Annotated in this window: 11 protein-coding genes; 6 read left to right on the forward strand and 5 right to left on the reverse strand. The window is 67.8% G+C overall.

The window, feature by feature from the left end; translation table 11 throughout:
* Positions 1-59 precede the first annotated feature (59 nt).
* Together CJZ86_RS12310 and hisA are read right to left on the reverse strand one after the other, a co-directional pair.
* A complete protein-coding gene (locus CJZ86_RS12310; protein WP_199296954.1) occupies positions 60-425 on the reverse strand; it encodes a Fur family transcriptional regulator in 366 nt (121 codons plus the stop codon).
* 212 nt (positions 426-637) lie between these two features.
* Positions 638-1,399, reverse strand: a complete 762-nt coding sequence (gene hisA / locus CJZ86_RS12315) for a 1-(5-phosphoribosyl)-5-[(5-phosphoribosylamino)methylideneamino]imidazole-4-carboxamide isomerase (protein WP_094586229.1) — start codon at positions 1,397-1,399, stop codon at positions 638-640.
* Positions 1,400-1,467: 68 nt separating this feature from the next.
* Between hisA and CJZ86_RS12320 the strand changes: the two genes are divergently transcribed.
* From CJZ86_RS12320 to CJZ86_RS12335, 4 genes are all read left to right on the forward strand, one after another.
* Positions 1,468-1,707, forward strand: a complete 240-nt coding sequence (locus tag CJZ86_RS12320) for a hypothetical protein (protein ID WP_198960138.1) — start codon at positions 1,468-1,470, stop codon at positions 1,705-1,707.
* Entirely contained in the window at positions 1,697-2,458 is a 762-nt protein-coding gene (locus tag CJZ86_RS12325) for a COG3650 family protein (protein ID WP_094586230.1), read from the forward strand. Before CJZ86_RS12320 ends, CJZ86_RS12325 begins: the two co-directional genes overlap by 11 nt.
* 44 nt (positions 2,459-2,502) lie before the next feature.
* Positions 2,503-3,420, forward strand: coding sequence for an NAD-dependent epimerase/dehydratase family protein (locus CJZ86_RS12330; protein WP_094586231.1), 918 nt, complete (start codon positions 2,503-2,505; stop codon positions 3,418-3,420).
* A 239-nt stretch (positions 3,421-3,659) separates the two neighbouring features.
* Positions 3,660-6,260, forward strand: coding sequence for an autotransporter family protein (locus CJZ86_RS12335; RefSeq protein WP_158219560.1), 2,601 nt, complete (start codon positions 3,660-3,662; stop codon positions 6,258-6,260).
* Positions 6,261-6,307: 47 nt separating this feature from the next.
* Here the strand turns inward: CJZ86_RS12335 and CJZ86_RS12340 are convergent, their stop codons facing one another.
* Entirely contained in the window at positions 6,308-6,859 is a 552-nt protein-coding gene (locus CJZ86_RS12340) for a CDP-alcohol phosphatidyltransferase family protein (RefSeq protein ID WP_094586233.1), read from the reverse strand.
* Positions 6,860-6,889: 30 nt separating this feature from the next.
* On the opposite strand from CJZ86_RS12340, the gene CJZ86_RS12345 reads away from it, so the two are divergent.
* On the forward strand, positions 6,890-7,357 hold the full coding sequence (locus CJZ86_RS12345) for a CBS domain-containing protein (RefSeq protein WP_094586234.1): 468 nt from the start codon (positions 6,890-6,892) through the stop codon (positions 7,355-7,357).
* A 16-nt stretch (positions 7,358-7,373) separates the two neighbouring features.
* Here the strand turns inward: CJZ86_RS12345 and pdeM are convergent, their stop codons facing one another.
* On the reverse strand, positions 7,374-8,057 hold the full coding sequence (gene pdeM, locus CJZ86_RS12350) for a ligase-associated DNA damage response endonuclease PdeM (protein ID WP_094586235.1): 684 nt from the start codon (positions 8,055-8,057) through the stop codon (positions 7,374-7,376).
* Between the two features lie 110 nt (positions 8,058-8,167).
* Between pdeM and CJZ86_RS12355 the strand changes: the two genes are divergently transcribed.
* Positions 8,168-10,303, forward strand: coding sequence for an AAA-type ATPase lid domain-containing protein (locus CJZ86_RS12355; RefSeq protein ID WP_094586236.1), 2,136 nt, complete (start codon positions 8,168-8,170; stop codon positions 10,301-10,303).
* Here CJZ86_RS12355 and CJZ86_RS12360 read toward each other — a convergent pair.
* On the reverse strand, positions 10,300-10,758 hold a 459-nt coding region (locus tag CJZ86_RS12360; RefSeq protein ID WP_143594152.1), incomplete at its 5' end, for a gamma-glutamylcyclotransferase family protein. The genes CJZ86_RS12355 and CJZ86_RS12360 overlap by 4 nt on opposite strands.

The raw sequence follows: 10,758 nt of genomic DNA on the forward strand, positions 1-10,758 counted from the left end.
CCACGAAACTGATCGCCCGACCTTACCCAAAGCGCTGGGCTTTCTCCAGTGCCGGGGCTTCAGGAGGGGCGGGGGCGGCCGGAGAGATGCAGGGTGTACGACTCGATCGCAAAGCCCGTCTGGTCCTCGATCTGCTGGAGGAGATGGTCGGGGAGGAGAACGTCGAGGTCGTGGATGGCGCCGGACTGGGTGCAGGTCAGATGGCTGTGGGGATCGGCGCGATAGCCATACAGCCGACCACTGGCCCGCTCGATGCATTCGATCACGCCGGCCGATTGCAGCGCCTCGAGATTCTGGTAGACGGACGTGTGGCCGATGTGGCGGCCCTGGTTGTTGAGCTTCTCGAAGATGTCGCGGGCGGAGAGATGGCTCTTTTCGTCCCAGAGAAGATCCAGCACCATGCGCCGCTGACGGCTCAGCCGCATGCCCAGCTCCCGGCAGCGCTGGTAGACGTCCTCCACATGGGACGGGGCTGTGGCCACCGCATGGCGATCACCGGCCTCGCCACGGCGGCCGGAGGCCGCGGAGGATGCGGTGGTCGTCGGAGAAGGCAAACGTTGCCGCAGAACACATTGGCTCTGTTATAGGGCAATTGCCTCATCACCGGTATGGACCTCGCTTCGGGGGCCGGCCGGCTTCAGGCGATCGGCAACTGCAACGGATCCTGCAACCGACCATCACCGAGGGCCTGCAGCGCCTCGGCCAGCTCCACCCGTCCGTCGTACAGCGCCCGCCCCACGATCACCCCGTCCACACCGAGGGGCTCCAGACTCAGCAGGCTGAGCAGGTCGGTGAGGCTGCCCACACCGCCCGAGGCGATCACCGGCAGGGAGGTGGCCTGGGCCATGGCCCGCAGGGCCGCCAGGTTGGGGCCCTCCAGGGTGCCATCGGTGGCGATGTCGGTGCTGATGATCGCCGCCACGCCGGTGCCATCCAGGCTGGCGGCCAGGGCCGTGGCCTCCACCGTGCTCTGCTCGATCCAGCCACGGGTGGCCACCTTGCCCTCGTTGGCATCGATCCCCACCACGATGCGGCCCGCATGGCGGGCCGCCAGGTCGTGCACGAGGGCCGGGTTCTCCACGGCGACCGTGCCCAGAATCACCCGGTCCACACCCCAGCCCAGCAGCTGTTCGGCCCGCTCCGCCGTCCGCACCCCTCCCCCCAGCTGCACCGGGATCTCCAGGGCCGCGGCGATGGCCTGAACGGCGCCGTCGTTGCGGGGTTCGCCGCTCCTGGCCCCGTCGAGATCGACCAGGTGCAGGCGCGTGGCCCCCTGGCGCTGCCACTCGCGGGCCTGGGCCACCGGATCGTCGCTGAAGCGGGTGACGCGGCCGTAGTCGCCCTGATGCAGTCGCACGCAATGCCCGTCGAGCAGATCGATGGCGGGGATGACTTGCATGGAAAGGGGGACAATGCCGCTGTCGGATCCATCCTGTGCCATGACGCTGCCCGGATGATGCGGACCTGATGGCCCCCTCCCCTCCCGACCTCGCCGCCCCCGACTTCGGACCTCTCCACCTCGCCCCGGACGACTGGCGCCGCCTCAGGGATGCGCTCCGCTACCAGGGCCGTGATCTCCATCACCGCTCCTACGCGGTGGATGCGCGGCGCCGGGAACTGCTCTGGGAGGAGATGGACCGCTGCCTGGCGCTGGCCGATCGCATCGAACGGCATCTCGAAAGCCTCGACGGGGCCGATGCAGCCTGAGAGGACAGGGCCCCTGCGGCTGTTCGGCCTGCTGCTGCTCTTCGCCGGCGCTGGCCCGGCGCCGGCCCAGCCCCTGGCGCCCCCTCCGCTGGCGCCGCCGGCCCCACCGCCGCGCTCCCTGCTGGGGCCCGATGGCCCCGATCCCCGCGACAGACCGCCCCCGCTGGCACCGCCGGGTTCGGTGATTCCGCCGATCAACCGCCCCGATCCCCGGCTGGAGGCGGCCCTGCGGGCCCGCCTGTTCGCCGGCCCGGTGGCGTCCCCCCCCGCGGCGGCCGGCGATCCCGACCAGACCGAGTGGGAGCAGGCCCGTGCCACGGCCACCCGGCCGGTCTGCGCCGACGTGGGGCCCCTGCGCTACCTGCACAACCGGGTCGACCTGGACGGCGACGGCCGTCTGGAGACCGTGGCGGTGGTGGTGGGCTCCTATTCCTGCTCCAGCGGCGGCTGCAGCCTGCTGATCTTCCGGGACAACGACGGCAGCCTGGAGCTGGTGGCGGAGAACGGCCTGTTCCAGTCGCCCCTGACGGTGGTCAGCAACCGCCACCGCGGCTGGCTGGACCTCACCATGCCCGCCAGCCTGCACGGCGCGCCCGACGGTCTCAAGGAGCTGCGCTTCGACGGCCGCACCTACCGGCCGGTGCCGCTGCCGGTGGCCGACGGCAGCGCCGGGCCGCCCGGAACGGTGCTGCTGGAACTGCTGCCGCTGCCGTTCGAGCGCCTGGGCCAGCCCCTCCCCTGCGGCCCCTGATCCGGACCGGCCGCTTGAATGGCGCTCACCGACGCGGCATGGCGATGAGGATCCTGGTGATGGGCGGCACCCGTTTCGTGGGGCGCCCCCTGGTCAACCGGCTGCTGGGCGCAGGCCATGAGCTCAGCCTCTTCACCCGTGGCCGCCAGCCGGTGCCGGCGGGGGTGGAGCATCTGCAGGGCGACCGCAGCAGCGCCGAAGGCCTGGCGGCCCTCCAGGACCGCCCCTTCGATGTGATCGTCGACAGCTCCGGCCGCACCCTGGAGGACACCCGCCAGGTGATCGAGCGCACCGGTCCCCCCTCCCACCGTCTGGTGTACGTGAGCTCGGCCGGGGTCTACGCCGACAGCGAGCTATGGCCCCTCGACGAGGACTCCCCCACCGATCCCCAGAGCCGTCACGCCGGCAAGCTCGACGCCGAAGCCTGGCTGCGCCAGGAGGGCATCCCCTTCACCAGCTTCCGGCCCACCTACATCGTCGGTCCCGGCAACTACAACCCGGTGGAGAGCTGGTTCTTCGATCGGATCGTGCACGGCCGGCCGGTGCCCCTGCCCGGTGACGGCAGCACCATCACCCAGCTGGGCCACGTGGCCGACCTGGCGGCCGCCATGGCCCGCTGCATCGAGGTGGAGGCCGCCGCCAACCGCATCTACAACTGCACCGGCTCCCAGGGCATCAGCTTCCGGGGCCTGGTGGCCGCCGCCGCCCGCGCCTGCGGCACCGATCCGGAGACGGTGGAGATCCGCAGCTTCGATCCCGCCGGCCTCGACAAGAAGGCCCGCAAGGCCTTTCCCCTGCGCCTGGCCCACTTCCTCACCGACACCCACCGGGTGCGGCGGGAGCTGGCCTGGGAGCCGGCCTTCGACCTGGAGGCCACCCTGGCCGACAGCTACACCAACGACTACGCCCTGCGGATGCCCACCACGCCCGACTTCAGCGGCGACGAGGCCCTGCTGGGGTGAGGGGCCGCCCATGGACAGGCAAGCGACTTCAAAGTCCAGGGCCCGTGACACCGCAACGATGAACTCTCCATCGACGCGGTTCAACACCTTTCTGGCTCCATGGCGCCGGAAGCCGCCATGCCGTCGCCAAGGATGTGACCGGACAGCAGCCTGATGTTCATATGCAGACAGAGGCCAGCCTGCATCCAGGCGTGGAGACCTGACCGGTAGATTCCCAGGCTTCTTTCGATGCCGAAATGATGACGGAGAGGAACCCGGTTGGCTTGTATCTGATTGGTCTCGTTGCCGCCACGGGCCTGATCCATCAACCGGCATCCGCTCAGTCGATAACGCGATCCGCAGTCTTCTCACCCGTCCTGCAAGTTGATGGCGGATCGGCAAGCACGTCTCTCGATTTCTTCGGTTTCGGTGGCAATGTCGGTGGCATTTCCACAACCATCAACCTGACAAAGTGTGATGACCCGATCAGTGCATCTGGGGTCTGCCAGGGTATCGGTTTTTCCTTTAACGACGAAATTCAACTTCAACTCCTGAGCCCAGCAGGAATTGCCAGAACTCTGGTTCCGGGAGGAGCTTTGGGTGGCCAGACACCGGGCGGTACAGCGACATGGACCTTTGCAGACAGCGCCGCATCCACGGTTTCTGGATCGACTCTGGAGACCGGATCATTCAGACCAACGGAGTCCCTTTCAGCTTTTCTCGGCCAGAATGGATCGGGCCTATGGACGTTGATCTTCACGGACTTGGCAGGGGGCGATCCCCTCTCCATCAACTCCTGGTTCTTGACGCTTCTATCGGAAGGGATCGTGCCAGGCAGCCCTGCCATCGCCAGCAGTCCCTACAGCACAACATTCGCCGGAGGCACGCTGATCGTGGAAGGGCCTGGCAGCTTTGCCACCAGCTACGTGGTCGGCAGCGCAGGCGGCAGCATTGATCTTAACGGAAATAACTCCACCTTCAGTGGGGTTTTCTCAGGTCCCGGAGCCCTGGCATTCATCAATTCCGGGCTTGCCGGAAGCACCAACCTCACCGGAATCAGCACATTCACCGGAGCTACAGTTGTTGGCAGCAACTCGACCGTCTTTGTCAACGGGTCACTGGCATCGTCCTCTGGCTTGACTGTGCAATCCGGAGGCACGGTTGGCGGAACAGGTTTCTTGCCGACAACAACGATCGAAAGCGGAGGAAAGATTGCACCTGGAAATTCAATCGGAGCCATCACGGTCGCCAACCTGAATCTCAATGGCGGTACCTTTGAAGCGGAGATTCAGGGCCCACTCAACGACCGCATCAACGTCATGAACAATGTGACGAACCTCACGGGCAATGTCCAGCTGGTCGCCTCTGGCGGGGGTGTGCCATGGCCTATTTTTTCCTATGTGCTGGTGGATGCATCCAACAGCATCGATTTCACCAATCTGAACGCTCTGACGTTGAATCAGAGTGGCGTCAACAGCGCACTGCTCAGTGCAGGCACGACCCTGGTTCAGGGGGCGGATGGAAATCCCAGGACCATCGATGTCCAGTGGAGACCAAGGAACGGTATTGGTCCCACAGGTTCTGCCATTCAGTTCCTCGGCCGGAATGGTGTCAACCAGTTGGCCACCGCTGGAGCCGTTGACCGCGTCTTCCAGAGACTGGCTCTTGCCACGACCAACAATGCCAACAGTCTCGGTATCCCCATCGGCCTCACCGGTTTCACGTCAGGTCAGGCCGTCGCTTCCGGGATCTCGCCAGACTTCCTCCTTGCGACATCCCAACTGCTGTCTCTGCCCTCCTTTGGGCAGCTCACGGCAGCGATCGATTCTCTCTCGCCCGAGCCCTACGCAGCCTTCCAGAGCGTGGGCATCGAAACATTGAAGCGGCAGAGAGAACTTCTCATGAATCAGGCTGGCCAATGCTCGGCAACGGGCTGGGTCGTCAACCCAGAGAAGGGCAAGACGGCAAACCGCCGCCATCAACCGCTCTGCGTCTTTGTCCAGGCAGCCAATGCGACAAGCAGCGTTCAGGGAAGCGGAGGACTGTCTGGATATGATTCCGGCATTTTCTCCAGCTTCTACGGAATCGAGTTCAAGCCGTCTGAGCAGTGGACGATTGGAGCCGCCTACGGCTATGGAACCTCTGCGCTCAACAATATGTCCCTGACCAACGCGATGGTGTCATCGAATGTCAACAGTGCTTCCATCTACGGGTTGTACAAACCATCAAGACATTGGAGTGTACGTGGCCTCATTGGGTACGCCAACTACAACACCACCGGAAGCCGAAATGTTGCTTTCATTGGGAATGGCACCCCCGTCCAAGGCTCGCTAGCCGGAGACGGTTACACTGTGGCATTGAATGCAGATTACCTGGTTAATCTTTCGAAGCCCTCCTCCAGAAGCCAGGTCCTTCTCAAGCCCTTCGTAGGTGTTGCCTGGGCAAGTTATGGACAGAGCGGCCTTACCGAGAGTGGTGGAGAGCCACTTAACCTCAGCATCGAAGGAAATCGTGCCGATAGCCTCGTCGGCACCATCGGCTTCGAACTTGCCTCAAGTCCGATTGCACTGAACAAGGCGAGAACTGCTGCCCTAACTCCGAAACTGGCTCTGGCCTATCAGGTGGATGCCCTTGCCAATGATGCCGGTAACCGGTCCTTGAGTTCTTCTCTTCCCTCGGCTCCTGCCGCGGGCAGCTTCGTGACCCAGGGTGAGAATCGTGGCACGAATACACTTTTGATCGACGGTGCGGTGGATATCCAGGTTTCCAGCCATACAAACCTGTACGTCAGTGTTGGCTATGAAGTCTTCTCGACAGGCTCTCAATTCACCTACGGAGGCGGCGTCAAGGTGAAGTTCTAGTTTGTTGGTCCGGATCAGCGGAGTGGAAAGCCCATCCCCACGGGCTTTCAGACCCGCTGACCCGCCCGCAGGTACCCCAGGGCCGAGCTGAGCGCCAGCAGCAGCGACGGCCAGAACAGCCACCAGCCTGCGGCCTGCAGGGCGGCCACCAGCCCGGCCCCCTGACCCAGGCCCCAGGCCGGCGGCCAGAGCAGCAGCAGCAGGGAGAGGAACTGCAGGATCGTCTTGGCCTTGCCCCCCAGCGAGGCGGGACCGCCGCTGCCCTGGCCGGCCCGCCAACCGGAGATCAGCAACTCCCGGGCCAGCAGCAGCCACACCGCCCACAGCGGCAGGCCGCCGGTATGGGCCAGCCAGAGCAGCGGGGCGCTGATCAGGATCTTGTCGGTGAGCGGATCGAGCCGTGCCCCCCACACCGACCCACCGCCGGCACGGCGGGCCAGGGCGCCATCGGCCCAGTCGCTCAGGCCGCCCAGCAGCAGCAGCACCCAGGCCAGGGCGGGCCGTCCGCCGGCCAGGGCCAGCAGCAGGGGCAACCCCAGCACGGCCCGGGCAAGCGTCAGCAGATCGGCGAGGCGTCGCAGGGGAGGGGTCCCGTTCACCAGCAGAATGCCATCACCGAGGAGATCCGCATGGTCGTCGAGCGCAGCGTGGCCGAGGTGATGACCAGCCCCGTGCTGAGTGTCACCACCACCACCCCCCTGCAGGAGGCCGTGCAGCTGATGAGCGACCACCACGTCAGCGGCCTGCCGGTGCTCGATGAGCTCGGAGCCCTGGTGGGGGAACTCAGCGAGCAGGACCTGATGGTGCGCGAGAGCGGCTTCGATGCCGGCCCCTACGTGATGCTGCTCGATGCCGTGATTTATCTGCGCAACCCGCTCGACTGGGACAAGCAGGTGCACCAGGTGCTGGGCAGCACCGTGGGCGATGTGATGGGCTCCAAACCCCACAGCTGCCCCGCCACCACCACCCTTCCGGCGGCTGCCCGCCTGCTGCACGACCGGGGCACCCAGCGGCTGTTCGTGCTCGACGACCAGGAGGCCCTGGTGGGGGTGCTCACCCGTGGCGATGTGGTGCGGGCCCTGGCGGCGGCAGGTTGAGCCTTTCTGCTTGCGTTCAGGCGACACGCCGGGCCCGCCGGCTGGAGGCCTCCCTTCCGGGTTTCCAGCTCACGACGGCACCATCGGCCACCAGCCAGAGCGCCTCACCGTCGGGACAGGGATAGCCGCCGGTGAGGGCGCCGAACGACGGCAGCACCAGCTGCTCCAGGGCCGGGTCGTAGGCGAAGCAAGGCAACCGCAACCGGTCGGCGCCACGGCCCACCAGGGCCACCGGATGGCGGTGGCCACAGACATTCAGCCGGCCGGCCGTGGGCTCCGGGGCATGGCTCAGCCACAGGGGGCCCATGGTCAAGGAGGGCTCCTGGACCAGGCCCTCGAGCCAGCTGCCCCGTTCGTGGTTGCCGCCGATCAGCCGCAGGGGACAGCCCAGCAGGGAAGGCAGGGCCGCCAGCTTCTGGCGCAGCTCCTGGGTGAGTCCGAGGCGGCTGTGGATCAGGTCGCCGAGCACCACCACCAGGCGGGGCTGGAGCCGATGGGCCACCGCCAGCAGGGCATTGAGGGTGGCGGCATCCCCGTCGCTGGGCAGCGGGATGCCCTGGCACTGGAACGATTCCGCCTTGCCCAGGTGCAGGTCGGCCAGGAGCAGCAACCCCTGCTGCGGATCCCAGAGGACCTTCTCCGCCAGCAGCTCCAGGCGGTGGCCCCGCCAGTGGAAGGGAGCGGCGGCAGGAGGGTTCACGCCGGAGAGTTCGGGGCGCCGTGGAGGGTGACGGACATGGCGCGATCGGTGGGCGAAGCGTAACGCTGGCATTCTCTCCGCCCAGACTCCCAGGAGCAGGGCCCGCGCCGATGACGTCCACCCAGCAGGATGCGGCCGAGAACGCCAGGGCCGCTCTGCTGCGGCTGGCGCCCTATCTGCTGGGCCGGGTCCGGCGGGGCGTCGTCGGCAGCAGCCGCTACGCCCAGAAGCTGCGGGAGGCGATCCGCGACGCCGCCGCCGATGGCTCTGGCGGCCCCGTGCTGATCAGCGGCGAGCCAGGGCTGGAGAAGGACAACATCGCGGCCCTGATCCACTTCGGATCCGCGGCCCGCAAGCAGCTGCTGGTGCAGCTCAACGCCGCTCTGCTGCGCCCCGACGGGGCGGAACTGTTCGCGGCCGGGGCCGATGGCCTCACCCTGCTCGACTGCCTCGGCGCCGGCGGCCTGTTGCTCGATCAGATCGACAAGGCCGATCCGCAGCTGCGGTCGGCCCTGCTGGAGCTGGCCCGCAGCGGCCGCTGGGTCTCACCGGATGACGGCCGCGAGCGTTTCTTCCCGGGACGGGTGTTCCTCACCGCCGAGGCCACGGCGCCCGATTTCGATGCCTGCTGCCGCCACATCCGGGTGCCGCCTCTACGGGTGCGGCGCCAGGACCTGGGCGAATGGTTGCGCTACGGGGTGCGCCAGAAGGCGCGCAGCCTGGGCTGGGCGACCCCACCCGCGGTGAGTGAGGGGCTGGTCAAGCGGCTCCAGACCTACGACTTCCCCGGCAACATCCGGGAACTCACTCTGGTGATCGAGCGGGCCCTGCGCCAGTGCGCCGACGACCGGCCCGCCGTCCTGCCCGACGAGGTGTTCTGGACCGGTCGCCGCTCCCAGCGCGCCCGCTTCGATCTCTGGCGCTGGAAACCCCAGCTGCGGGACCTGATGCGGTCGCCGCTGCTCTGGAACGGCCTGTTGTTCGGCGTGGTGAGCTGGGTGTTCGTGCTGGTGAACCTCTGGCTCTGGTTCGGTCCCCAGGACCGGCAGCACAACGGGGCCCTGAACATGTTCTGGGCCTGGTGGTGGCCCGTGATCCTGCTGACCTACCCGGTCGTGGGCCGGCTGTGGTGCTCGTTCTGCCCCTTCATGGTCTGGGGGGAGATCAGCCAGCGGATCGCCGGGGCCCTGGGCTGGCAGCCCGCCCGCTGGCCCCGGGGCGACAGCGATGCCTGGGCGGCTCCGATCCTGGCGGCCGGCTTCGCCGCGATCCTGCTCTGGGAGGCGGTATGGAACCTGGAGAATTCGGCCTGGCTGAGCAGCTGCCTGCTGCTGCTGATCACCCTTGGGGCCGTGGTCGGTTCGCTGCGCTTCGAGAAGCGCTTCTGGTGCCGCTATCTCTGTCCGGTGGGGGGCATGAACGCCCTGTTCGCCAAGCTGGCGATCAGTGAGCTGCGGGCCCAGGCGGGGATCTGCAGCGGCAGCTGCACCTCCTACGCCTGCTTCAAGGGGGGGCCGGCCGAAGGCGAGGGCCTGGCCACGGCCGGCTGTCCCCTGGGCACCCATCCGGCCCACCTGGAGGACAACCGCAACTGCGTGCTCTGCCTCACCTGCGCCCAGGCCTGCCCCCATCGCTCGGTGCAGCTGAGGCTGCGGCCTCCCGCCGCGGATCTGCAGCGGGACATGGCCCCACCCGCCGGGGAGGCAGGCCTGATCCTGGTGCTGGCCGGTGGGGTGTGCCTGCACCATTGGCAACGGCTTCTGGGTGGCGTGGCCCTGGCTCCGGCGAACCTGCATGACGGTCCGCTGCTGCCACGGCTGGCCTTCGCGGCCCTGGCCCTGGCCCTGCCGGCGGGGGCCTTTCTGCTGGTCCGCCATCTGCGCGGTTGGGGACGACGTCCGGAGGTCGCGGCCTCCCGGTTGCGGCTGTCCCTCTATGCGCTGTTGCCCCTGCTGTGGGCCCTGATGCTGGCTGACCATCTGCCCCTGGGCATGGCCGAGGGGGGGCTGGTGCTGCCGGTCAGCGCAAGCCCCTGGTGGCCCCAGCTGGCTGCCCGCTTGCCCGGATGGAGCGCCGACAGCCATGTGATCGCCTTCTGCCAGAGCCTGGTGGTGGCGGTGGGTGTGGCGGGTTCGGTGGTGCTGCTGCGGCGACTGCTGCAGCCCCTGCGCTGGAGCTGGCTGGCCCTGGGCTGGCTGGCACTGGGGCTTGGGACCGGTGGCCGCTGGCTGGTGGCCGGCGGCTAACGCCCGCAGACCCGATGCAGGTCGCTGTCGCTGTAAAGCGCCACGGGCGCATCAGCCGGGCTCTCCTGCAGCCGTTGCTTCTTGGTGAGGTAGAGGGCAGCGCCGAGGCTGTTGCCCAGCAGCACCCGAGCGCTGCCATGGCTGCCGCGCCAGGCGTTGCAGGTGGAGAGGGTGTCGAAGGCCAGGGCGGCGGGAGGAAGGGCGGCCGCCAGCAGGGCGGCCCCGCCCAGGGCCAGCACCACGGCCAGGCCCATCTGGCTGCGGCGCACGGCCGCTCCCGGCGCCGGACCCAGCCAGCAGCCATCGGCGATGGCGGACACGTGGCGCACCTGGTGGGGCCGCCCCAGATAGACCCAGGCGTGGCGGCCGTCGGCCAGGGCCAGGGGCCGGCGGTCGTAGAGGCGGGGGTAGCCCTCCAGCCGGTCCAGCCGGGCCAGACCGGCGGCATCCACCCC

Source organism: Synechococcus sp. BO 8801, assembly GCF_002252675.1.
GTDB lineage: Bacteria > Cyanobacteriota > Cyanobacteriia > PCC-6307 > Cyanobiaceae > Cyanobium.